This is a genomic window from Stutzerimonas marianensis (genome assembly GCF_022810315.1).
GTDB lineage: Bacteria > Pseudomonadota > Gammaproteobacteria > Pseudomonadales > Pseudomonadaceae > Stutzerimonas > Stutzerimonas marianensis.
Genome location: NZ_JALGRD010000008.1, coordinates 69,169 through 92,176 on the forward strand (window position 1 = coordinate 69,169; position 23,008 = coordinate 92,176).

19 protein-coding genes are annotated in these 23,008 nt (G+C 65.3%); 16 read left to right on the forward strand and 3 right to left on the reverse strand.

All coding sequences use genetic code 11. The features are described 5' to 3' along the window. Positions 1-62 precede the first annotated feature (62 nt). The 16 genes from MST27_RS14830 (at position 63) to MST27_RS14905 (ending at position 15,671) form a co-directional block, all read left to right on the forward strand. Entirely contained in the window at positions 63-641 is a 579-nt protein-coding gene (locus tag MST27_RS14830; RefSeq protein ID WP_243606716.1) for a COG4648 family protein, read from the forward strand. Next, a complete protein-coding gene (locus tag MST27_RS14835) occupies positions 638-2,317 on the forward strand; it encodes an acyl-CoA synthetase family protein (RefSeq protein ID WP_243606717.1) in 1,680 nt (559 codons plus the stop codon). The genes MST27_RS14830 and MST27_RS14835 overlap by 4 nt, the downstream gene beginning before the upstream one ends. Then, positions 2,314-3,132, forward strand: a complete 819-nt coding sequence (locus tag MST27_RS14840; protein ID WP_275973244.1) for a glycosyltransferase family 2 protein — start codon at positions 2,314-2,316, stop codon at positions 3,130-3,132. The genes MST27_RS14835 and MST27_RS14840 overlap by 4 nt, the downstream gene beginning before the upstream one ends. Further along, positions 3,129-4,076 carry an LpxL/LpxP family acyltransferase gene (locus tag MST27_RS14845; protein WP_243606718.1) on the forward strand — a complete coding sequence of 316 codons (948 nt, stop codon included), beginning with the start codon at positions 3,129-3,131 and terminating at the stop codon, positions 4,074-4,076. Before MST27_RS14840 ends, MST27_RS14845 begins: the two co-directional genes overlap by 4 nt. Continuing rightward, complete coding sequence (locus MST27_RS14850; RefSeq protein WP_243606719.1) at positions 4,057-5,601, forward strand: HAL/PAL/TAL family ammonia-lyase; 1,545 nt, start codon at positions 4,057-4,059, stop codon at positions 5,599-5,601. Before MST27_RS14845 ends, MST27_RS14850 begins: the two co-directional genes overlap by 20 nt. Beyond that, the gene (locus MST27_RS14855; RefSeq protein WP_243606720.1) at positions 5,594-6,019 is read left to right on the forward strand and encodes an acyl-CoA thioesterase; all 426 of its coding nucleotides are present in this window, start codon (positions 5,594-5,596) and stop codon (positions 6,017-6,019) included. Before MST27_RS14850 ends, MST27_RS14855 begins: the two co-directional genes overlap by 8 nt. Next, positions 6,019-6,621, forward strand: a complete 603-nt coding sequence (locus MST27_RS14860) for an outer membrane lipoprotein carrier protein LolA (protein ID WP_243606721.1) — start codon at positions 6,019-6,021, stop codon at positions 6,619-6,621. Before MST27_RS14855 ends, MST27_RS14860 begins: the two co-directional genes overlap by 1 nt. Beyond that, positions 6,605-8,941 carry an MMPL family transporter gene (locus tag MST27_RS14865; protein WP_243606722.1) on the forward strand — a complete coding sequence of 779 codons (2,337 nt, stop codon included), beginning with the start codon at positions 6,605-6,607 and terminating at the stop codon, positions 8,939-8,941. Before MST27_RS14860 ends, MST27_RS14865 begins: the two co-directional genes overlap by 17 nt. A 128-nt stretch (positions 8,942-9,069) precedes the next feature. Continuing rightward, entirely contained in the window at positions 9,070-10,317 is a 1,248-nt protein-coding gene (locus MST27_RS14870; protein WP_243606723.1) for an NAD(P)/FAD-dependent oxidoreductase, read from the forward strand. A gap of 10 nt (positions 10,318-10,327) precedes the next feature. Further along, entirely contained in the window at positions 10,328-10,843 is a 516-nt protein-coding gene (locus tag MST27_RS14875; protein WP_243606724.1) for a hypothetical protein, read from the forward strand. After that, entirely contained in the window at positions 10,840-12,027 is a 1,188-nt protein-coding gene (locus MST27_RS14880; protein ID WP_243606725.1) for a beta-ketoacyl-[acyl-carrier-protein] synthase family protein, read from the forward strand. Before MST27_RS14875 ends, MST27_RS14880 begins: the two co-directional genes overlap by 4 nt. Continuing rightward, positions 12,024-12,476, forward strand: a complete 453-nt coding sequence (locus MST27_RS14885) for a hotdog family protein (protein ID WP_243606726.1) — start codon at positions 12,024-12,026, stop codon at positions 12,474-12,476. Before MST27_RS14880 ends, MST27_RS14885 begins: the two co-directional genes overlap by 4 nt. Then, positions 12,473-13,201 (forward strand): 3-oxoacyl-ACP reductase FabG, encoded by a 729-nt coding sequence (gene fabG / locus MST27_RS14890; protein ID WP_243606727.1) that lies wholly within the window; start codon positions 12,473-12,475, stop codon positions 13,199-13,201. The genes MST27_RS14885 and fabG overlap by 4 nt, the downstream gene beginning before the upstream one ends. Next, positions 13,201-14,427, forward strand: coding sequence for a beta-ketoacyl-ACP synthase (locus MST27_RS14895; RefSeq protein WP_243606728.1), 1,227 nt, complete (start codon positions 13,201-13,203; stop codon positions 14,425-14,427). The genes fabG and MST27_RS14895 overlap by 1 nt, the downstream gene beginning before the upstream one ends. 22 nt (positions 14,428-14,449) lie before the next feature. Beyond that, positions 14,450-15,259, forward strand: coding sequence for a hypothetical protein (locus MST27_RS14900; RefSeq protein ID WP_243606729.1), 810 nt, complete (start codon positions 14,450-14,452; stop codon positions 15,257-15,259). 118 nt (positions 15,260-15,377) lie between these two features. Further along, positions 15,378-15,671 (forward strand): hypothetical protein, encoded by a 294-nt coding sequence (locus MST27_RS14905; protein WP_243606730.1) that lies wholly within the window; start codon positions 15,378-15,380, stop codon positions 15,669-15,671. 39 nt (positions 15,672-15,710) lie between these two features. Here MST27_RS14905 and hemE read toward each other — a convergent pair whose 3' ends face one another. The 3 genes from hemE to gltB form a co-directional block, all read right to left on the reverse strand. Continuing rightward, entirely contained in the window at positions 15,711-16,775 is a 1,065-nt protein-coding gene (hemE, locus tag MST27_RS14910; protein WP_243606731.1) for a uroporphyrinogen decarboxylase, read from the reverse strand. 144 nt (positions 16,776-16,919) lie between these two features. Next, positions 16,920-18,338: an FAD-dependent oxidoreductase gene (locus MST27_RS14915; RefSeq protein ID WP_243606732.1), complete on the reverse strand. Its 1,419-nt coding sequence runs from the start codon at positions 18,336-18,338 to the stop codon at positions 16,920-16,922. A 111-nt stretch (positions 18,339-18,449) separates the two neighbouring features. After that, the gene (gene gltB / locus MST27_RS14920) at positions 18,450-22,898 is read right to left on the reverse strand and encodes a glutamate synthase large subunit (protein WP_243606733.1); all 4,449 of its coding nucleotides are present in this window, start codon (positions 22,896-22,898) and stop codon (positions 18,450-18,452) included. Positions 22,899-23,008 lie beyond the last annotated feature (110 nt).

Sequence of the window (23,008 nt, forward strand, 5' to 3'; positions counted from 1 at the left end):
CCAGCTCCGACGACCGCCTCGCCACGAGCCCGGTCGCCGGCCGCCCAGCCCCGGACAATCACATGCCCCTAACTGCTCGAACCGCCACGGGCCACGCCGGCCGGCTGGTCGGCCTTGGCCTGCTCGTGGCCGGTCTCGCCTATCCGTTCGCCGTCTATGCCGGCCGGGACGTCCTCTCCCCCCGGCTGTTCGCCGTGCTGCTTGGTGCGCTCTGGCTGGTGCGGACGCTCGCGTCGAAGCAGACCTTGCTGAGTCGCACCCTCGCGGTCACCGCCTTGCTGTTCTGCCTGCTGCTCGGGTGGGCCGACAGCGCGGCCTTGCTGCGCTGGTATCCGGTTCTCATCAGCCTGGCATTGCTAGGCGTGTTCGGCGGCAGCCTCTGCTACGGCATGCCGGTGGTCGAGCGCCTGGCCCGTCTGAGCGAGCCGGAGCTGCCCCCGGCGGCGGTTCGCTACACGCGACGGGTAACCTGGGTCTGGGTCGGATTCTTCCTGCTCAACGCCGGCATCGCCAGCGGCCTGGCACTCTGGGCACCGTTGAACTGGTGGGCGCTGTACACCGGTCTGATCGCCTATCTGCTGATGGGCATCTTGTTCGCTGGAGAATGGCTGGTTCGCCAGCACGTCAGGAAGACTGCATGAACTGGATAGCTCTGGAACACCTGCTCGAAACGGCGATCGATGGCCGTCCGGTCACCACGGACCCGGCACTCGGGCACACCGACCTGCGCGAGCAGGCGTTACGCCTGGCCGCAGGCTTGCGTCGGCGCAAGGTGACGCGTATCGCCGTGCACCTGCAGGACGCCGCCGAACTGGCGACGGTGCTGCTCGGCGCCTGGCGCGCCGGGGTCACCGTCTTGCTGCCGGCCGACCTGCAACCGGCGAGCCGCGCCCGGCTGACGGATCAGACTCCGCTCTGGATCAGCGACGCTTCCGGTGATACGCCCTGGCGTGAATTGCTCGACGAACCGCTTCACGGTGCCCCGCTCGACCTCGATGGCAACCGCCTGGTGCTCTGCACGTCCGGCTCCAGCGGGGCGCCAAAGCTGATCGAGAAGAGCCTGCGTCAACTGGCCAACGAAGTGCAGACGCTCGAAGCCCAGTGGGGCGAAGCGCTCGGCGACGCCTGCGTGATTGGCAGCGTCGCTGCGCAGCACATCTACGGCTTGCTCTTTCGCGTGCTCTGGCCGCTCTGCGCGGGGCGCCTCTTTCTGCGGCAGGCGCAACCCTTTTCCGAGGACCTGCAGCGGGCCAGTCGCGCGCAACCGCATTTTTGCTGGGTCACCAGCCCGGCGTTGCTCAAGCGCATGGGTGACAACCTCGACTGGCCGGCGCTGCGTGCGGTGCGTCGAGTGTTCTCCTCCGGCGGCCCGCTGGACGCTGAAATCGCAACTCGCCTTGCCGACCGGCTCGGACAGGCGCCGACGGAAATCTATGGCAGTTCGGAAACCGGCGGTATTGCCTGGCGCCAGGGCAGCCCGCTGTGGCAACCCTTCGCGGGTGTGCAGCTGAGCCAGGATGGGCACGGCGCCTTGCGTGTCGCCTCGCCCTGCCTGCCAGCGGGGCACACGGAACAAACCGCCGACGAGGCGCGCATCGAGGCTGACGGACGCTTCAGGCTCCTCGGCCGGCTGGACCGTATCGTCAAGCTCGAGGAGAAACGCATCTCCCTGCCCATGCTGGAGAGCGCGCTCGCCAGCCATCCCTGCGTCAGTGAAGCGCGGCTCGGCGTGATCACGGAGAACCGCGCCTACCTTGCCGCCTTGGTCGCCTTGAGCGACGCCGGGCTGCATGCATTGCGCAACGGTGGCCGTCGGGCGCTGACCGAATCCTTGCGCCAACACCTGTCGGTGCATTGCGAAACCCTGGCGCTGCCGCGCCGCTGGCGTCTGGTACGTCACCTGCCCCTCAACGCGCAAGGCAAGCTGCCACAGGCCTGGCTCGAAAGCCTGTTGCAGGCGCCGCGCCCGCGCCTGCCTGAACGCCTCGGCCAGCAGCAGGATGACGCACAATGGCACCTGGAATTGGGCGTACCGCTGGACCTTGCGCATTTCTCCGGCCACTTCCCGCATACCCCGGTCCTGCCCGGTGTGGTGCAAATCGACTGGGCCCTGGCGCTGGCCCGGGAGGTCTTCGACGATCTGCCGCCGCGTTTCGGCGGGATGGAAGTGCTGAAGTTCCAGCAACTGGCCCGCCCCGGCGATCGGTTGCGGCTGACCCTGCGCTTCGACCGCAGCCGCAGCAAGCTGCATTTCAACTACCTCAACGGCGACGTCCCCTGCTCGTCCGGTCGCATCCTGCTGGGAGAGCCCACATGACCCGTCTCACCTCGGCGACCCCGCTCGCCACCATTCCGGACCCGGCCTTCGAGCAGTTGGCGCTGGGCATCGATGAGGATTGGTTCAAGCCCTGCGCGGTGATCCCGGTGTACAACCACGAGCGCACTCTACCCGCCGTGGTGAGCGCACTGCGCGACCAGGACCTGCCCTGCATCCTGGTCGACGACGGCTCCAGCCCGGTCGCCGCGGCCACCATCGATGCGCTGGCCGAACGAGCGGGCGTCTTCCTCGTCCGGCATACCGTCAACCAGGGCAAGGGCGGCGCCGTCACGAGCGGGCTGCGCGAGGCGTCGCGCCTGGGGTTCAGCCACGCACTGCAGGTCGATGCAGACGGCCAGCACGATCTCGGTTCGGTGTCGCTGTTTCTCGACCGGGCATGCCAGGCGCCGGACGCGGTGATCTGCGGCTACCCGCTGTATGACGCCAGCGTGCCCAAGGGGCGCCTGTATGCCCGTTACCTGACCCACGTCTGGGTCTGGATCAATACGCTGTCGCTGTCGATCCGCGACTCGATGTGCGGCTTTCGCGTCTACCCGCTGCGCCAGACGCTCGCCCTGCTCGACTCGACGCGCCTGGGCAAGCGAATGGATTTCGACACCGAGATACTGGTCCGCCTGTTCTGGCGCGAACAGCCGATGGTCTGGTTGCCGACGCGTGTCCATTACCCTCGCGACGGCGTTTCGCATTTCCGGCTGTGGCGTGACAACCTCCTGATCTCGGCCATGCACGCCCGGTTGTTCGGCGGCATGCTCGTGCGCGCGCCGAAGCTGCTCTGCCGGCGGTGGCGCGAATGAATCAGCGCGGCAACGCCGACACGCATTGGGCCGGACACCGCGAGCGAGGCAGCTTCGCCCTGATGAAGCTCACCGCCTGGGCAGTGCGGGTCGTCGGGCGCAAGCCGATGGCACCGGTGCTCTACCTGATCGTGCTGTATTTCTACCTGTTCGGTCGCCGCGCTCGGCGTAGCGCCTGGGTCTACCAGCAGCATCTGGCGAACTGGAGCGGCCGCGCCGACCTGCAGCCCAGTGCCGGCTCGGTCTACCGCCAATTCATGGCGTTCGCCGATACGCTGCTGGACAAGCTCGATGTCTGGGGCGGCCGCCTGTCGCTGGATCGGCTGGTCGTGCATGACCCGGCCAACCTGCATGCCGACCTCAAGGGCCCCCGCGGCCAGCTGCTGGTCGGCTCGCACCTGGGCAATCTCGAGATCTGCCGGGCCCTGGCAGAGTTGGGCCGGCAGGTCACCCTGAACGTGCTGGTGCACACCCGCCATGCCGAACGCTTCAACAAGCTGCTCGACGAATCCGGTGCCGATCGACTGCGGCTGGTGCAGGTCAGCGAGCTGGACCCGGCGACCATGCTGGACCTGTCCCAGCGCCTAGACCGAGGCGAATGGCTGGCCATCGCCGGCGATCGCATTCCACTGCACGGCGGGCGTACAGCCACGGCCGATTTTCTCGGCCAGCCGGCGGCATTCCCGCAGGGGCCATGGCTGCTGGCCGGCTTGCTGCAATGCCCAGCCAACCTGCTGTTCTGCCTGAAGCAGGGCGAGCAGTTCCATGTCCATCTCGAGCCGTTCGCCGAAACGGTCCAATGGCGCCGCCGTGAACGTGAGGCCGTGGTGCAACAGTGGGTGCAGCGCTACGCCGACCGCCTGGCCGCGCGCTGCCTGGAGGCGCCGCTGCAATGGTTCAACTTCTACCCTTTCTGGAACACGCATGAACGACGCCACGATTGAACCGGTCCTCTTCGGTGAGAACGCACTACGTATCGAGGATGTGCTGGCCGTTGCCGAGCGGCGGGCCCCGGTGCGCCTGCAAGCCGATGCCGCCTTTCGTGCGCGCATCGCCCGCGGCGCGCAGTTCCTCGACACCCTGCTCGACCGCGAAGGTGTCATTTACGGCGTGACCACTGGCTATGGCGATTCCTGTGTCGTCGCCGTGCCCTTACACCAGGTCGAGGCGCTGCCGCAGCATCTCTTCACCTTTCACGGCTGCGGCCTGGGCAAGCTGCTCGACGCCCAAGCCACGCGTGCCGTGCTGGCGGCGCGCCTGCGTTCGCTGACCCACGGCATGTCCGGGGTACGCCTCGAGCTGCTCGAGCGCATGCAGGCCTTTCTCGAACACGACGTGCTGCCGCTGATTCCCGAGGAAGGCTCGGTCGGCGCCAGCGGCGATCTGACGCCGCTGTCCTACGTTGCGGCGACACTCGCTGGCCAGCGCGACGTGCTGTATCGCGGCGAGCGGCAGAGCGCCGCCGACGTCCATCGTCAGCTTGGCTGGACGCCTTTGACGCTGCGCCCCAAGGAAGCCCTCGCGCTCATGAACGGGACGGCCGTGATGACCGGTCTCGCCTGCCTGGCCTACGCACGTGCCGACTACCTGCTCAAGCTCGCCACCCGCATCACCGCGCTCAACGTAGCGGCGATGCAGGGCAATCCCGAGCACTTCGACGAGCGCCTGTTCGCTGCCAAGCCGCATCCCGGCCAGGCCCAGGTGGCCGCCTGGCTGCGCGCGGACCTGGCCATCGACCGCCCGACCGCACCGCTGCACCGCCTGCAGGATCGCTACTCGCTGCGCTGCGCCCCGCATGTGCTGGGCGTGCTGGCCGACAGCCTCGGCCTGCTGCGCCAGTTCATCGAGACCGAGCTGAACAGCGCCAACGACAATCCGATCATCGATGCCGAAGCCGAGCGCGTGCTACACGGAGGTCACTTCTACGGCGGGCACATCGCCTTCGCCATGGACAGCCTGAAGAACCTCGTCGCCAACGTCGCGGACCTGCTCGATCGGCAATTGGCGCTGCTGGTCGACACCCGCTATAACCATGGCCTGCCGAGCAATCTATCCGGCGCGCCAGCCGAGACGGCGATGATCAACCACGGGTTCAAGGCCGTGCAGATCGGCGCCAGCGCCTGGACCGCCGAAGCGCTCAAGAACAGCATGCCGGCCAGCGTGTTCTCGCGCTCCACCGAATGCCACAACCAGGACAAGGTCAGCATGGGCACCATCGCTGCGCGCGATGCGCTGCGCAGCCTGGAGCTGACCGAGCAGGTGGCGGCCGCGACGCTGCTGGCGGCTAACCAGGGCGTCTGGCTGCGCCGGCGCCAGGCAGACGGCCGCCCCCTGCCCGGACCACTGGCGCAGATGCACGCGACACTCGGCGAGGATTTCCCGCCCGTGGTGGAAGACCGGGCGCTGGAAGGCGAACTGCGGCTGTGCCTGGCGCGCATCCGTGCACGACATTGGGGGCTCTATGCGTAAGGAAGGCGTGCTGCAGGCCGAGGTCGAGATCCTCGTGCCCTTTTTCGACGTCGATTCGATGGACGTGGTCTGGCACGGCCACTACATCAAGTACTTCGAGATTGCGCGCTGTGCGTTGCTCGACCGCATCGGCCACAACTACCTGCAAATGCGCGAAGCCGGCTATGCCTGGCCGATCATCGACATCCAATTGCGCTATGTACGCGGCGCGCGCTTCAACCAGCGCATCCTGGTACGAGCCGACCTGGTGGAGTGGGAACATCGCCTGAAGGTCAACTATCTGATCACGGACGCCGAAACCGGCACGCGCATGACCCGTGGCAGCAGTGTCCAGGTAGCCGTCGAGATTGCCACCCGCGAGATGATGTTCTCCTCGCCGCGGGTGTTCGTCGACGCCGTCCAGCGAGCGCTTCGCTGATGCGCCGCGTGTCGACGATATGGCTGGCCCTGGTATTGCTCGCCGCGGCCACAGCCGCTCGAGCGTTCGACCTGCAGGAACTCCAGGCACAGCTGAGCGAGCCGGCAGTGATTCGCGGTGAGTTCAGGCAGGAAAAGCACCTGCGTGCCCTGCCCCAGCCGCTGGTCAGCCAGGGCCGTTTCGTCCTGGCGCGTGACCAGGGGCTGCTCTGGCTGCTGCGCCAGCCGCTCCAGCAGGACTACCGGATCACCGATGCCGGCGTCGCGCGACGCAATGCCGACGGCTGGCACATGACCGACCAGCAGCGCGCGGCCGCGCAGCACAACCGCCTTTTCCTTGCCGTGCTGCGCGGTGACTCGTCGGCGCTGGCACGGGATTTCGACCTGCAACTGAGCGGCACCGCCGAGCGTTGGCAGCTCGCCCTCACCCCTCGCGCGGCGCTGCTCCGGCAGATCTTCACCCAAATCCTGATCAGCGGCGGCGCCACGCCGGACCGTATCGAGCTGTACGAAGCCCAGGGCGACAGCACGTTGCTGACCCTCGAGAACAGCCGGGTCGATGACCAGCTGAGCGCCGACGAACATCATGACCTCACCCACTGACGAAGCGCTCAAGCCGCCAGCCTGGCTGCTGCCGGTCTTTCTGCTGGCAATGCTGGTGCTGGTCGGCGTGACCACCTGGCAGTGGCGCAACGGTCCACCGGTCACCGCCAACCTGCTGGAATTGCTACCCAGCGGGGCGCCAGACGCGCTCGAAGCGCTGGCCGAAAAGCGCATGCAGGAGCCGCTGAACCGCGACCTGATGCTCTTGCTCCGCCATGCCGACGAATCGGTCGCCGAGGCGCTCGCTGACGATCTGCTGCGCGAGCTGGAAGCCAGCGGCCTGTTCGCTTCGGCACGCGGCTCGCTGGAGGCCGACCTGCCCGCGCTGCGTCGCCAGCTCAGCGAACACCGCCTGGCCCTGCTTGGCAGCGAAGCCCGGCAGACCCTGATCGGCGAGCCCGAGGTATTCGTCGAGCAACGCCTGCAGCGCCTGTACGCGCCTTTTGACGGTCCCAGCCTGGTGCCAATCGAGCAGGACTGGTTCGGCATCGCGGAGCTCGCGCAACGGCAACTGCCGCAGCATGGCAACGTCCAGGCGCGGGCGGATGGGCGTCTAGTCGTCGCGCAGGGCGAAGCGCGCTGGCACCTGATTCACGCACGGATGCTGGGCAATGCCTTCGATGACGACCGGCCGCTGCAGGTCGCCGACCTGATCGATGGCGCACGCCAACGAATCGAGGCGGCTCACGGCGAATTGCTGGCTGCCGGCGGCGTGCTGCACGCCGCGCATGGCCAGCGCCAGGCGCGCGACGAGGCCAGCCTGATCGGCAGCGTCTCGCTGCTCGCCACGCTAGCAATGCTGCACCTGCTGTTTCGGACGCCACGGGTGCTGCTCGTTGCGCTTCCCGTGCTGGTTGGCGCGATGACCGGCGCTGCGGCCTGCATCGGCCTGTTCGGCCAGATCCATGTTCTGACGCTGGTATTGGGAGCCAGCCTCGTCGGCGTCAGCATCGACTTCCCGCTGCATTACCTGTCCAAAAGCTGGACCTTGCAGCCCTGGCGCAGCAACCGCGCCCTGCGCCTTACCCTGCCGGGCCTGGGATTGGCGCTGGCCACCAACGTCATCGGTTACCTGGCCCTGGCCTTCACGCCCTTTCCCGCGCTGACCCAGGTGGCAGTGTTTTCCGCCGCCGGACTGATAGGTGCATTCGCATGCGCCACCTGTCTGTTGCCTGCATTGATCGACACCGAGCTGCATCCCTGGCCCGCGCCAGTTCGCTGGGCCGATCGCTGGCTACGGGCGAGGGCAGCGCTGCAACGCCGGATCGCCATGCCCTGGCTGCTGACTGCCTTTATGCTGTTCTGCCTGGGCGGGGTCGTACAGGCGGATTTCAAGGACGACCTTCGCCAATGGATCAGCCGTGACCCGGCGTTGCAACAGCAGGCCGAGCGCATCAGCGAGATCACCGGATTCCAACCGACCAGCCAGTATTTCCTGGTCCGCGCCGGCAGCGCCGACGAGCTGCTGCAGCGCCAGCAGGCATTGGCCGACGAGCTCGATAACCTGGTCGCCGATCGTCAGCTGCAGGGTTACCTGGCGCTCAGCCAGCTGGCGGCACCGGAGACTGCGCAAGCGAACCTGAGCATCGCCCTGCCGCAACTGCTGCAGAGCAGCGCGCCACTGCTGGCGCTGGGCGTCAGCGAGGCCCAACTGCAGGCGGAGCTGACGCAGCTCGAAGCCTTGCCTCCCGTACCGCTCGACGCGGTGCTGGCCGGCCCGCTGGCCGAGCCTTGGCGCGCCCTCTGGCTGGGCCGGCAGGCGGACGGTTCGGTGGCTGGACTGATCAGTCTCCAGGGCCTGCGCGACACCGCCGCACTGACGGGCCTCGACGAAGGGATCGAGGGCGTCCGCCTGGTCGACCGCCCCGCCGAGCTCAATCAGTTGTTCGCCGCCACCCAGCGCGAGGCCGCGTTGCTCAAGCTGGCCGCCGCAGCGCTGATCTTCGCCTTGCTCTGCCTGCCGTTTGGATGGCGCGGCGCGCTGCGCTGCCTGTCGGTGCCCCTGCTCGCCGCGCTGGGCAGCCTGGCGTGCCTCGGTTGGCTCGGCCAACCACTGACTCTCTTCGGCCTCTTCGGCCTGTTGCTGGTCACGGCGATCGGGGTCGATTACGCCATTCTCATGCGCGAGCAGGTCGGCGGGCCCGCCGTGAGCCTGGTCGGCACCCTGCTGGCGGCGATCACCACCTGGCTCAGTTTCGGCCTGCTGGGCCTGTCCAGCACCCCGGCCGTGAGCAACTTCGGGCTCGCGGTGAGCCTGGGTCTGCTGTTCGCGTTTCTCCTGGCGCCCTGGGCGGCGCAAAGCCAATCGGAGCCGTCATGACCGGCCCGAACCCTTTCGGCGCCGCTGCCAGCAGCGGCGCGCAACCCTCTTGCCACCCTGTCACTGGCAGGCAAGGAAGCCGCCCGGCTGGCATGCCGGGCACCCCATACCCATCGTCGAGTCGAGAAATGACCAAGGCATTCGAACAACGTAGCGTCGTCATAATCGGAGCGGGCCCCTCGGGGGCCATCGCCGCCGCCCTGCTCAAGCGCAAGGGCCACGATGTGCTGATTCTGGAGCGGCAGCGATTCCCACGGTTCTCGATCGGCGAAAGCCTGCTATCGCATTGCTTGGATTTCATCGACGAAGCCGGCATGCTCGATGCGGTTCAGGCCGCCGGATTCCAGATCAAGCATGGCGCTGCGTTCGCCTGCGCTGAGCGGTACACCGAATTCGATTTCCGCGACAAGTTCACCGAGGGCTTCGGCAGCACCTATCAGGTGCAGCGTGCCGACTTCGACAAGCTCCTCGCCGACCAGGCTGCGCTGCAGGGCGTCGAAATCCGTTATGAAGAAGAGATCATTGCGGCCGACTTCAGCCAGGCGAGCCCACGCTTGCAGGCACGTCGCTCCGACGGCAGCGACTACGCCATAGAGGCTGACTTTGTGCTCGACGCCAGCGGCTACGGGCGCGTTCTGCCGCGCCTGCTCGACCTGGAAGCGCCGTCGGGATTTCCGGTCCGGCGCGCGGTGTTCACGCACATCGAGGACCGGATCGCCGATCCTGACTTTGACCGCGAGAAGATTCTCATCACCACACACCCCGAATGGCGTGACGTCTGGTACTGGACCATTCCCTTCAGCAACGGGCGCTGCTCGCTGGGAGTGGTGGCAAGCGCCGAGCGCTATCAGGGCCGCCCGGACGACCTCGACGCTTGCCTGCGGGCGTTCGTCAGCGAAGCGCCGAACCTCCGGCGCATTCTCGCCAATGCGGTCTGGGACACCCCGGCGCGCCTGATCGGCGGATACTCGGCCAACGTGAAGGCCTTGCACGGGCCGGGCTTCGCCCTGCTGGGCAACGCCGCCGAATTCCTCGACCCGGTCTTCTCTTCCGGGGTCACCATCGCGATGCGCTCCTCGAGCATGGCTGCCGCGGTGCTCCATCGGCAGCTTTCGGGCGAAACGGCGGACTGGGAAACCGAATTCGCGATCCCGCTCAAGCGCGGTGTCGACACCTTCCGGACCTACGTGGAGGGTTGGTACGATGGCAGCTTCCAGGACGTCATCTACTATCCGCACGCGCAACCGGAGATCCGCCGGATGATCAGCTCGATCCTCGCCGGCTACGCCTGGGACGCGAAGAACCCCTATGTCGCCGAACCCAAACGCCGCCTCCGGGTGCTCGCCGAGCTGTGCGCCAATGGCGCCCCGGCATGAGCCGTCTCACGTGAGTGGCCGCTACCTGCTGCTCTGGCTGACCGCCCTGCTGCTGGTCGCCTGCGCTCGCCAGCCGGTGCTGCCAGAGCCCTTGCCCGATCTGACGCTACCGCTGCAATTTCATGTCCAGCAGCACGACGGCGCAGAGGTTCGCGACTCGATACTGGTCGTGCAGCAGGAGGGCGACGGCTGGCGCTGGTCGTGGCTGGACCCGCTGGGTGTGCCACAGGCCCGCCAGATGCTGCGCGACGGCCAGTGGCGCGCCGACGGCCTGCTACCACCCGATCCCCACGCCCGGGAGTTCTTCGCGGCGCTGCTGTTCGCCCTCACACCGGATGCGCAACTCGCGCAGTTGTACGCCGGCCGAGACTGGAATAGCGCCCCCGGCCACCGCACCCTGCGAATCGACAGCTCGTCGGCCTGGCAGGTCCACTACGCCCAGGATGGCCAGATCCATCTCGACGTCGGGCCGTCGCTCACCTATGGTGTCGCCCCCCTCGACACCACCGGAGCTTCCGCGCCATGACCGCCTACCTGCACTCCCTCGGTGTGGTTTGCGCCCTCGGCCGCGGCAAAGCGGCGGTCGCCAGGGGCCTGCTGGCTGGTGACCAGGCGGGCATGCGGCTGTACGCCAAGCCGGTTGCGGGCCGCGACCTGCCGGTCGGGGCCGTGACCGCCGACCTTCCGGACATGGCCCAGGAGGCGCTTCACGACCGTACACGCAACAACCAGCTGCTACGAGCCGCGGCCGAGGAAATCGAAGCGGACATCCAGGCGGCCATCGCCCGCTTTGGTCCCGCCCGGATTGGTGTCGTCATGGGTACCAGCACCAGCGGCATCCAAGAGGCGACCGAAGGGCTTGCGCGCATGGTGCGGCAAGGCAGGCTACCCGCTGACTACCATTACGATCATCAGGCGCTGACGGCGCCCGCCAGCTTTCTCAGCGATCGCCTGCAGCTCGCCGGCCCCAGCTATGCCATTTCCACCGCGTGCACTTCGGGTGCCCGCGCCCTGCTCAGTGCCCGCCGATTGCTCGAGGCGGGCGTCTGCGACGCCGTGCTTTGCGGTGGCGTCGACAGCCTCTGCGACCTGACGCTGCAGGGTTTCAGCGCGCTCGAGGCCACCAGCGAGACGATCTGCAACCCCTTCTCGATCAACCGTGACGGCATCAACATCGGCGAAGCAGCCGCCCTGTTCCTGATGACGCGCGAACCGGGCCCCATCGCGCTGCTGGGCGCCGGTGCCAGCTCCGACGCGCACCACATATCCGCACCCGACCCGCAGGGCCGCGGTGCCATCGAAGCGATGCGGAGGGCGCTCGAAAACGCGGCGACCCGTGCCGAGCATATCCAGTACCTGAACCTCCATGGCACTGCAACGCCGCACAACGACGCCATGGAAAGCCATGCGGTCGCGGCCCTCTTTCCGGACGGCGTGGCCTGCTCCTCCAGCAAACCGCTGACCGGCCACACCTTGGGAGCCGCCGGCGCCCTGGAGGCCGCGTTTTGCTGGCTGGCACTGTCGGCGCACAACCCGACGCGCCTGGTCCCCCCGCACCTCTGGGACGGCCGGCCGGACCCCGCCCTGCCCACCCTGCGTCTCGCAGCAGCCGGTACGCCGCTCCCGTCCAGTGGGCCGTCGCGCATGATGAGCAACTCTTTCGCCTTCGGCGGCAACAACGTCAGTCTGATTCTGGGAGAAGCGCCATGATCGATTGGCCAATTGCGAGTCTGGTCCCCCATGCGGGCGACATGATCCTGCTCGATGCCATCGCGCGCTTTGATGCGGAGAGCCTTGAGGCGCGGTTGCGCGTCAAGCCGGGCGGCCTGTTCAACCTCGAAGACGGCAGTCTGCCGGCCTGGGTCGGGGTCGAGATCATGGCCCAGGCCGTTGCCGCCTTCGCGGGCTGCCAGGCGCGCCTGGTCGGCCTGCCAGTGGAGCTCGGCTTCCTGCTCGGGACCCGCAACTACCAGTGTGACGTCGACCGTTTCCCGGCCGGATGCGACCTGCAGGTTCGCGTAGAGCGATCGCTGCAGGACGACAACGGCATGGGCGTCTTCGAATGCCATCTCGACGGCCTCGGTTTGCATGCCGAGGCGCGTCTCAACGTTTATCGCCCTCCCGAAGTGGCGAGCTACCTGCAAGAGTCTGCCCCATGAGTGAAACCATCCTCGTCACCGGTTCCAGCCGTGGCATCGGCCGGGCCATCGCCCTGCGCCTCGCCCGCAGTGGCCATGACATCGTCCTGCATTGCCGCGCGCGCCGCGACGAGGCCGAAGCGGTCCAGACGCAGATCGAATCGCTCGGCCGCACGGCACGGGTACTGCAGTTCGACGTGGCCGACCGCCAGGCGTGCCGCGAGGCCCTGGAAGCGGACGTCGAAGCGCATGGCGCCTACTATGGCGTCGTCTGCAATGCCGGACTGACCCGCGACGGCGCCTTCCCGGCACTCGGCGATGACGATTGGGACCTGGTAATGCGCACCAACCTGGACGGTTTCTACAATGTGCTGCACCCGCTGACCATGCCGATGATCCGCCGCCGCCAGCCCGGGCGCATCGTCTGTATCACGTCGGTTTCCGGGCTGATCGGCAACCGCGGCCAGGTCAACTACAGCGCCTCGAAAGCCGGCGTGATCGGCGCGGCCAAGGCCCTCGCGATCGAACTCGGCAAGCGCCGTATCACGGTTAACTGCGTCGCCCCCGGGCTCATCGACACCGACATGCTCGACGAGAACCTGCCCCTCGAAGAGATGCTCAAGATGATTCCGGCGCAGCGCATGGGCACACCCGAAGAAGTCGCTGGTGCGGTCAATTTCCTGATGTCGGCTGAAGCGGGCTATATCACCCGCCAGGTTTTGGCCGTCAACGGCGGGCTGTGCTGATGAAGCGCGTGGTTGTCACCGGCATGGCCGGCATCACTTCGCTGGGCAGCGACTGGGCCAGCATTCAAGCCAACTTCAGTAGTAACCGCAGTGGCATCCGGCGGATGCACGAGTGGGACCGCTACACCGAGCTCAATACCCGCCTGGCCGGTCCGGTGGATGACTTCACCGTGCCCAGGCACTGGACGCGCAAGCAGCTGCGCAGCATGGGACGGGTGTCGCGGCTGTCGGTGCGGGCCGCCGAGCAGGCGCTGGCGCACGCCGGACTGCTCGAAGATGCCTCGATTCGTGACGGCCGCATGGGGGTCGCCTGCGGCTCGTCCACCGGCAGCACCGAGGAAATCAAGGCATTCGGCAACATGCTGCTCAACTCGGTCGCCGACGGCCTCAACGCCAACTCCTATATCCGCATGATGCCGCACACCACAGCGGCCAATATCAGCATCTTCTTCGGCCTGACCGGCCGGGTGATTCCCACGTCCAGCGCCTGCACCAGTGGCAGTCAGGGCGTCGGCTACGCCTACGAGGCGATCAAGTTCGGTCGCCTGCCGATGATGCTCGCCGGCGGTGCCGAGGAGCTCTGCGCCACCGAGGCGATGGTCTTCGACGCGCTCTATGCGACCAGCCTGAAGAACGATGCGCCGCACACTTCGCCGCGGCCCTACGACAGCGCGCGCGATGGCCTGGTGATCGGCGAAGGCGCCGGCATGCTGGTGCTCGAGGAGCTGGAACACGCCCTGGCCCGAGGTGCCACCATCCATGCCGAGCTGGTCGGCTTCGGCAGTAACGCTGACGGCCAGCACGCCACCAAGCCCGAGCAGCTGACCATGCGCCGCGCCATGGAGCTGGCACTGGAGGACGCCGGACTGGCCGCGGACGCCATCGGCTACGTCAATGGACATGGCACCGCTACCGAGCAGGGTGACATCGCCGAGACCCTGGCGACCCAGTCGCTGTTCGGTAGCCGCATGCCGATCAGCTCGCAGAAGAGTTTTCTCGGCCACACGCTCGGCGCCTGCGGCGCGCTCGAATCCTGGTTCAGCATCGAGATGATGAACAGCGATCGCTACATCCACACGCTGAACCTGGACACCATCGACCCGCGCTGCGGCGAACTGGACTACCTCATCGGCGCGCCACGAGCCATGCAGCACGAATACGTGATGAACAACAACTTTGCCTTCGGTGGCGTCAACACATCGTTGATTTTCCGCCGCTGGGCTTGAACCAACCAAAGGAGTTAAGGGAATGACCCAGCTGTACCGCGCTTTGCTTGCATCGCTTCTGTTTATTTTCATCAGCGGCTGCACAAGCAAGCCTATCTACAACGCAGAGGAACGCTTTTCATCACAGATGCAGCTGAGTGATCGGCAAATGCAACGTGCCATCGTCACCGCATTGAACGATCGTCAGTGGAAGATCCAGTCGTTGCAACCTGGCATGGTCAAGGCAGCCATTACGGTCAGGGGCCGCCACCACGCCGAAGTGGACATTCCGTATGACAGCACGTCATTCCAGATCAATCTTCGCAGCAGCTGGGGCTTGAATGAAAAGAACGGCAAGATCCATCGCAATTACAACCGCTGGGTCAACCGACTGCGCGACAACATTCTCAAAGAGCTGGATGTCGATCCGATGATCGAGTCGGTCGATCATCTCGGTATCGTCGAGCAAACCAGCGGCAACGGCGACGTGACCTATCTTGACTTTGCAGAAGGTGTTCAGCGCGGGCTCGACAGCGGCCTGCTCGATGGCAGCGTCACCTTCCACCTTGCCGGTACGCCCTTGACAGGCGAAGTTCACAAGATCAGAAGCGTCACGAGCAACCGCAAAACCAACGCCTCAAACAAGAGCGACGAAGAAGCTTGCATCTGGGCGTTGCAGTCCGTGCTGGCTTCATTGCAAAACACCGCTAAGCAGGCGGGTGCAAACGCGGTAGTTGATCTGGTCAGCTACCACAAACGCAGCGTCAACAGCGATCCAGCACGCTACGAATGCCGTGCAGGTACCTTGATGGCGGGCGTAGCACTGAGAGGGCAGCTCGCAACCATCAAATGATCATGGCGTTAGGCAGCCGCTTTCAATCGGCGGCTGCCTTCGGGCTGACCTCGGCGGGAACGAACGACCTGACTCCTCAGTCAACTAGGCAGAGTCTGCAACCAGTCGAGGATCTGCCATGTTCGGAAAGTCATCGCACAAGTTCGAAGTCAACTACATCTTCAACAACGACCCGCGGGTCCAGATCATCGAGTCGGATGATGAGCGCATGTCACAGGCGAGTGCTGCCCGGCAGCTCATCGAACTTCACAACGGGGATGCGGAGAACAGCCTGGTTATGCCTGAGGCGGACGCCGACGAAGGCAAGGTGCTGGAGCAGGCGGAAGTCATTGGCATCACCGACATCCGGGTGACCAAGCTCGTCCATGAACACGAGCCGGGGACCACTCCAGGCCACTACCAGCAGCCGTGAATGAAAAGAGCCGCTCGAAGCGGCTCTTTTTTCAACAGCTCAACCGTGGTAGCGCACCGACAGCTCGTGAACGGACTCGATGAACGCACCGGCGTGCGCCGGATCGACTTCGGGAGTGATGCCATGGCCGAGGTTGAAGACGTGCCCCGGGCCCTGTCCATAGGCCGCGAGAATGCGCCCGACCTCGGCGCGTATGGCGTCTGGCTTGGCAAAGAGCACACTGGGATCCATGTTGCCCTGTAGCGCAACCTTGTTGCCGACGCGCGCCCGCGCGTTGCCAATATCACAGGTCCAGTCCAGTCCCAGCGCTTCGGCCCCGGTCTCGGCCATCGACTCGAGCCACAGCCCCCCGCCCTTGGTGAAGAGAATCACCGGCACGCGGCGGCCGTCATGCTCCCGGACCAGCCCGTCGACGATTTTCTGCATGTAGGCCAGCGAGAATTCCTGGTAGGCCGCGGCCGAAAGGCTGCCGCCCCATGAGTCGAAAATCTGCACCGCCTGGGCGCCGGCCTGGATCTGCCCGTTGAGGTAGCGCGTCACCGACTGAGCGAGCTTGTCCAGCAGGGCATGCATCGCCTCAGGATTTTCATAGAGCATCGCTTTCGACTTGCGGAAGTCCTTGGACGAGCCCCCCTCGACCATGTAGGTCGCCAAGGTCCAGGGGCTGCCGGAAAAGCCGATCAGCGGCACGCGCCCGTTGAGTTCACGGCGGATGGTGCGCACGGCGTCCATCACATAACCCAGGTCCTGCTCCGGATCGGGAATCGGCAAGGCCTCGATGTCGGCCATGTTGCTGACGACCTTCTTGAAGCGCGGGCCTTCGCCGGTCTCGAAGTAAAGGCCGAGCCCCATGGCGTCCGGCACGGTGAGGATGTCGGAAAACAGGATGGCGGCGTCGAGCGGGTAGCGGTCCAGGGGTTGCAGCGTGACTTCACAGGCCAGTTCGGGGTTCATGCACAGGCTCATGAAGTCGCCAGCCTTGGCCCGGCTGGCGCGGTATTCGGGCAGGTAGCGGCCGGCCTGGCGCATCATCCACACCGGTGTCACATCGACAGGTTGCTTGAGCAGGGCGCGGAGGAAGCGATCGTTCTTCAGGGCGGTCATGTCGGGGTTCCAGCTGAAAAGTGGCGGCATTGTCGCAAAGCGGATAACAAAAGGCACGGCGGGCGCCGTGCCTTTTGTCTATGGGCTTGATTCAGATCAGGCCTGATCGCTGCAGCCTCTAGGGCCACACCGACGGCCTGGTCATCAGACGCCCAGGTAGTCGAGGATGCCCTCGGCGGCCTGACGACCCTCGAAGATCGCCGTGACTACCAGGTCCGAGCCACGCACCATGTCGCCACCGGCAAAGATCTTCGGATTGCTGGTCTGGTGCTTGAACTCGCCCATCTCAGGCGCCACGACTCGCCCCTGGTTGTCGATCTTGATGCCTTGGCCCTCGAACCAGCCAGCCGGGCTCGGGCGGAACCCGAAGGCGATCACCACGGCGTCAGCCGGCAACACTTCCTCGGAGCCCGGGATCGGCTCGGGGCTGCGGCGACCGCGGGCATCGGGTTCGCCCAGGCGGGTTTCGACCACCTTGACGCCCTCGACCTTGCCTTCGCCGACGATGGCGATGGGCTGGCGGTTGAAGAGGAACTTGACGCCCTCTTCCTTGGCATTCTTCACCTCACGGCGTGAACCCGGCATGTTCGCCGCGTCGCGACGGTAGGCACAGGTGACGCTCTTGGCGCCCTGGCGGATGGAGGTACGGTTGCAGTCCATCGCGGTGTCGCCACCACCGAGCACCACGACCTTCTTGCCTTTCATGTCGACGAAATCTTCGGCCGACTTCTCGAAACCGAGGTTGCGGTTGACGTTGGCGATGAGGAAATCCAGCGCATCGTAAACGCCCGGCAGGTCCTCGCCCGGGAAGCCGCCCTTCATATAGGTGTAGGTGCCCATGCCCATGAAGATCGCGTCATAGTCGGCGAGCAGTTGGTCGATGGTCACATCCTTGCCCACCTCGGTGTTCAGGCGGAACTCGATGCCCATGCCGGTGAAGATCTCGCGGCGCCGGCTGAGCACACTCTTCTCGAGTTTGAACTCGGGGATACCGAAGGTCAGCAGGCCACCGATCTCGGGATTCTTGTCGAAGACCACCGGGGTCACGCCGCTGCGCACCAGAATGTCGGCGCAGCCAAGCCCGGCCGGGCCTGCGCCGATGATGGCAACCTTCTTGCCGGTCGGTTTGACCTTGGACATGTCTGGCCGCCACCCCATGGCGAAGGCGGTGTCAGCGATGTACTTCTCCACCGAGCCGATGGTGACGGCACCGAAGCCATCGTTCAGCGTGCAGGCGCCCTCGCACAGGCGGTCCTGCGGGCAGACGCGACCGCAGACTTCAGGCAGCGTATTGGTCTGGTGCGCCAGCTCCGCCGCGGCGAGGATGTTGCCCTCCGAGACCAGCTTCAGCCAGTTGGGGATGTAGTTGTGAACCGGGCACTTCCATTCGCAGTAGGGGTTGCCGCATCCAAGGCAACGATGGGCCTGCTCGCAGGCCTGCTGTGGCTTGAAGGGCTCGTATATTTCGACGAACTCCTTCTTGCGCTGACGCAGCAGTTTCTTCTTCGGATCCTTGCGCCCGACCTCGATGAACTGGAAGTCGTTGTTCAGACGTTCAGTCATTTCAAAACCTCTTAGCAGCAGCCACTAGCGCTCGCTGCGGGCTGCGTGACAATCACGGGAGCGGGGCGGGCCCCGGACAGGCATCCGGGGTTAGCCGCTTGAATCTGCTTCTTATTGGGGGTTCGCACGGGTGCTGGACAACAGCGACGCCAGGTTCGCGGCCTTCGGCTTGACCAGCCAGAAGCGGCGCAGATAGTCGTCCAGGTTCTCCAGCAATTCGGCACCCCATTCGCTACCGGTCTCGGCAACGTATTCGCGCAGGACGTCCTGCAGGTGGCTGCGATGAGCTTCCATCGCCTCGCCGGTGATGCGCTGCAGGTTCACCAGCTCGTTGTTCACCCGGTCGACGAAACTGTTGTCGATGTCCAGCACATAGGCGAAACCGCCGGTCATGCCGGAACCGAAGTTAACACCGGTCCGACCCAGTACGCAGACGAAACCGCCGGTCATGTACTCGCAGCAATGGTCGCCCGTGCCTTCCACCACCGCATGCGCGCCGGAGTTGCGCACCGCGAAACGCTCACCGGCGGTACCGGCGGCGAGCAGCTTGCCGCCTGTGGCGCCGTACAGACAGGTGTTGCCGATGATCGCCGACTCGTTGGACTTGAAACCGCTGACCTTGGGCTGCGTGATGACCAGCTTGCCACCGGTCATGCCCTTGCCGACATAGTCGTTGGCGTCGCCTTCCAGATAAAGATTCAGGCCGCCGGCATTCCAGACGCCGAAGCTCTGGCCTGCCGTACCCTTGAAGCGGAAAGTGATCGGCGCGTCCTTCATGCCCTGGTTGCCATGCACGCGCGCGATCTCACCGGACACGCGGGCGCCGATCGAGCGATCGCAGTTGCAGATGTCCAGCTCGAACTCGCCGCCACGCTTGGCCTCGATAGCTTCACGCGCCAGCTTGACCATTTCTTCAGCCAGCAGACCCTGGTCGAACGGTGGGTTCTTGTCGACTTCGCAGAACTGCGGCTTGTCAGCCGGCACGTGGTCGCTGCCGAGCAGCGGCGTCAGGTCCAGATGGTTCTGCTTGTCGGTCTCGCCGGGCAGCACTTCGAGCAGGTCGGTACGGCCGATCAGCTCCTGCAGGCTGCGCACGCCGAGCTTGGCCAGCCACTCGCGGGTTTCCTCGGCCACGAAGGTGAAGAAATTCACCACCATGTCGACCGTCCCGATGAAATGGTCCTTACGCAGCTGATCGTTCTGCGTCGCGACGCCCGTGGCGCAGTTGTTCAGATGGCAGATACGCAGGTACTTGCAGCCCAGCGCAATCATTGGCGCGGTCCCGAAACCAAAACTCTCGGCTCCGAGAATTGCCGCCTTGATCACATCGAGGCCGGTTTTCAGGCCGCCGTCGGTTTGCACCCGCACCTTGCCGCGCAGATCGTTGCCGCGCAGGGTCTGGTGCGTCTCGGCCAGTCCCAGTTCCCAGGGCGAGCCGGCGTAGCGGATCGAGGTCAGCGGCGATGCGCCGGTGCCGCCGTCGTAGCCGGAGATGGTGATGAGGTCGGCGTATGCCTTGGCCACGCCAGCCGCGATGGTGCCTACCCCGGGTTCGGCCACGAGCTTGACCGAAACCAGTGCACTTGGGTTCACCTGCTTGAGGTCGAAGATCAGCTGCGCAAGGTCTTCGATCGAGTAGATGTCATGGTGCGGCGGCGGCGAGATCAGGGTGACGCCAGGCACCGCGTAACGCAGCTTGGCGATCAGGCCATTGACCTTGCCGCCTGGCAGCTGGCCACCTTCGCCGGGCTTGGCGCCTTGCGCAACCTTGATCTGAAGGACCTCGGCATTGACCAGGTATTCCGGCGTGACACCGAAACGGCCGGTCGCGACCTGCTTGATCTTCGAGCTGCGCTCGGTGCGATAGCGCGATGGATCCTCGCCACCTTCCCCGGAGTTCGACCGCGCACCGATACGATTCATCGCTGCCGCAATGGCCTCGTGCGCTTCGGGCGACAGCGCGCCCAGGGAGATACCGGCCGAGTCGAATCGCTTGAGGATCTGCTCGAGCGGCTCGACCTCTTCGAGAGCCAGCGGCTTCTCCGACACCTTCAGCTTGAGCAGGTCACGCAGCATCGACGCGGGGCGCTGGTCGACCAGCGCGGTGTATTCCTTGAAGCGGCTATAGTCGCCCTGCTGCACCGCCAGCTGCAGTGCCGCCACGACGTCTGGGTTGTAGGCATGGTATTCGCCGCCATAGACAAACTTCAGGAGGCCACCCTGCTGGATCGCCTTGCGGTTGTTCCAGGCTTCGGCCGCCAGCGCCTTTTGCTCGGCTTCCAGGTCGACGAAGCGAGCCCCCTTGATGCGGCTGGCCACGCCCCGGAAGCTCATATCGACCACCTCGTCCGCCAGGCCCACAGCTTCGAACAGCTGCGCGCCGCGGTAGGAGGTGATGGTGGAGATGCCCATCTTCGAGATGATCTTCAGCAACCCTTTGGAGATGCCCTTGCGGTAGTGCTTGAACACCTCGTAAAGATCGCCCAGCACTTCACCGGTGCGGATCAGGTCGCCCAGTACCTCGAATGCCAGGAACGGATAGACCGCAGTGGCGCCGAAGCCGATCAGCACGGCGAAATGGTGCGGGTCGCGCGCGGTGGCGGTTTCGACCAGGATGTTGCAGTCGCAACGCAGGCCGGTCTCGATCAAGCGGTGGTGAACCGCGCCGACGGCCAGCGAGGCATGGACGGGCAGCTTGCCTGGCATGATGTTGCGGTCGCTGAGAATCAGCATGACCTTGCCGCCACGCACCGCCTCTTCGGCCTGGTCGGCGATATTGCGCACCGCCGCCTCGAGGCCGATGGACTCGTCGTAGTTCAGGTCGATGAATTGCCGCTCGAAGCCCGGACGATCAAGCGTCTGAATGGTGCGCCACTTGGCCGGCGAGATGACCGGGCTGGTCAGAATCGCGCGGTTGGCGTGGTCGGCGGTTTCCTCGAAGACGTTGCGCTCGGCACCCAGGCAGGTTTCCAACGACATGACGATCGATTCGCGTAGCGGGTCGATCGGCGGGTTGGTGACCTGAGCGAATTGCTGGCGGAAATAGTCGTAGGGCGAACGCACACGACGCGACAGCACCGCCATGGGCGTGTCGTCGCCCATGGAGCCCACCGCTTCCTGACCCTGCTCGCCCAGTGGTCGCAACACCTGGTCGCGTTCCTCGAACGTGACCTGGAACATCTTCATGTATTGCTTGAGCTGGTCGGGTTCATAGAACGCCGAGCCGTGGTCATTGTCTTCCAGCGTCGCCTGGATACGCAACGCATGCTGCCGCAGCCACTTCTTGTAGGGGTGCTGGGACTTGAGGCGGTTATCGATGTCCTCTGTATGCAGAACCTGGCCGGTCTGGGTGTCCACGGCAAGAATCTGGCCCGGACCGACACGACCCTTTGCGACGACGTCCTCGGCCTTGTAGTCCCACACGCCCACTTCGGATGCCAGGGTGATGTAGCCGTTGGTGGTCGTCACCCAGCGCGCCGGACGCAGGCCGTTGCGGTCGAGCAGACAGATGGCGTGACGGCCGTCGGTCAGTACGACACCGGCGGGACCGTCCCACGGCTCCATGTGCATGGAGTTGAATTCGTAAAAGGCGCGGAGATCCGGATCCATGGTCTCGACGTTCTGCCAGGCCGGCGGAATGATCATGCGCAGGCCACGGAACAAATCCATGCCGCCCGTGACCAACAGCTCGAGCATGTTGTCCATGCTCGAGGAGTCCGAACCGGTACGGTTGACCAGTGGATCGAGGCTTTCCAGGTCGGGGAGCAGTTCGTTGGCGAACTTCAGGCGACGTGCCTGTGCCCAGTTGCGGTTGCCGGTAATGGTGTTGATTTCACCGTTGTGCGCCAGAAAGCGGAACGGCTGGGCCAGCGGCCATTGCGGCATGGTGTTGGTGGAGAAGCGCTGGTGAAATACGCAGATGGCGGTGGCCAGCCGCTCGTCGCCGAGGTCCGGATAGAACTGCGCCAGGTCCGCCGGCATCATCAGGCCCTTATAGATGATGTCCTTGTCGGAGAAGCTGCAGACGTAGAATTCCTTGTCGCCAGCGAGGGCCACTTCGGCACGACGACGGGCGAAGAAGAGCTTGATACCGAAGTCGCGCTCGGAGATGCCTTCGGCGCAGACGAATACCTGCTCGATACGCGGCAGACGTTCCAGGGCCAGGCGACCCAGCACGCTGGTATCGACCGGAACTTCACGCCAGCCCACCAGGGTCAGACCTTGCGCGGCGACCTGCTCGTTGATGCGGTCTCGCGCCGCGGCGGCTTTGACCGGGTCCTGGCTGAGGAACACCATGCCCACGGCATAGAGGTCGGGCAGCTCGGTGTTGAAATGCTGCCTGGCCATGGCCCGCAGAAAGGCGTCCGGCTTTTGCATGAGAAGCCCGCAGCCATCGCCCGTTTTGCCGTCGGCGTTGATGCCGCCGCGATGGGTCATGCAGGTCAGGGACTGGATGGCAGTCTGAAGCAGGTGATGGCTTGCCTCGCCCTGCATGTGGGCGATCAGACCGAAGCCGCAGTTATCCTTGAACTCTTCAGGACGAAACAGACCTGCTCTCATAGGCGCTCCAACAGCTAATTACGATATAAATCAACCTCTTACCGGATAGACGGAGCAAAGCCCTGTCTTTCACGCGGGCAAAAGGGGGAGCAGTTTACAAAGCGAATGAG

What these genes read in the sequence shown, in the direction of transcription:
- MST27_RS14830 (WP_243606716.1), top strand. Translation starts at nt 63, where the DNA reads ATGCCCCTAACTGCTCGAACCGCCACGGGCCACGCCGGCCGGCTGGTC.
- MST27_RS14835 (WP_243606717.1), top strand. Translation starts at nt 638, where the DNA reads ATGAACTGGATAGCTCTGGAACACCTGCTCGAAACGGCGATCGATGGC.
- MST27_RS14840 (WP_275973244.1), top strand. Translation starts at nt 2,314, where the DNA reads ATGACCCGTCTCACCTCGGCGACCCCGCTCGCCACCATTCCGGACCCG.
- MST27_RS14845 (WP_243606718.1), top strand. Translation starts at nt 3,129, where the DNA reads ATGAATCAGCGCGGCAACGCCGACACGCATTGGGCCGGACACCGCGAG.
- MST27_RS14850 (WP_243606719.1), top strand. Translation starts at nt 4,057, where the DNA reads ATGAACGACGCCACGATTGAACCGGTCCTCTTCGGTGAGAACGCACTA.
- MST27_RS14855 (WP_243606720.1), top strand. Translation starts at nt 5,594, where the DNA reads ATGCGTAAGGAAGGCGTGCTGCAGGCCGAGGTCGAGATCCTCGTGCCC.
- MST27_RS14860 (WP_243606721.1), top strand. Translation starts at nt 6,019, where the DNA reads ATGCGCCGCGTGTCGACGATATGGCTGGCCCTGGTATTGCTCGCCGCG.
- MST27_RS14865 (WP_243606722.1), top strand. Translation starts at nt 6,605, where the DNA reads ATGACCTCACCCACTGACGAAGCGCTCAAGCCGCCAGCCTGGCTGCTG.
- MST27_RS14870 (WP_243606723.1), top strand. Translation starts at nt 9,070, where the DNA reads ATGACCAAGGCATTCGAACAACGTAGCGTCGTCATAATCGGAGCGGGC.
- MST27_RS14880 (WP_243606725.1), top strand. Translation starts at nt 10,840, where the DNA reads ATGACCGCCTACCTGCACTCCCTCGGTGTGGTTTGCGCCCTCGGCCGC.
- MST27_RS14885 (WP_243606726.1), top strand. Translation starts at nt 12,024, where the DNA reads ATGATCGATTGGCCAATTGCGAGTCTGGTCCCCCATGCGGGCGACATG.
- fabG (WP_243606727.1), top strand. Translation starts at nt 12,473, where the DNA reads ATGAGTGAAACCATCCTCGTCACCGGTTCCAGCCGTGGCATCGGCCGG.
- MST27_RS14895 (WP_243606728.1), top strand. Translation starts at nt 13,201, where the DNA reads ATGAAGCGCGTGGTTGTCACCGGCATGGCCGGCATCACTTCGCTGGGC.
- MST27_RS14900 (WP_243606729.1), top strand. Translation starts at nt 14,450, where the DNA reads ATGACCCAGCTGTACCGCGCTTTGCTTGCATCGCTTCTGTTTATTTTC.
- MST27_RS14905 (WP_243606730.1), top strand. Translation starts at nt 15,378, where the DNA reads ATGTTCGGAAAGTCATCGCACAAGTTCGAAGTCAACTACATCTTCAAC.
- hemE (WP_243606731.1), bottom strand. Translation starts at nt 16,775, where the DNA reads ATGACCGCCCTGAAGAACGATCGCTTCCTCCGCGCCCTGCTCAAGCAA.
- MST27_RS14915 (WP_243606732.1), bottom strand. Translation starts at nt 18,338, where the DNA reads ATGACTGAACGTCTGAACAACGACTTCCAGTTCATCGAGGTCGGGCGC.
- gltB (WP_243606733.1), bottom strand. Translation starts at nt 22,898, where the DNA reads ATGAGAGCAGGTCTGTTTCGTCCTGAAGAGTTCAAGGATAACTGCGGC.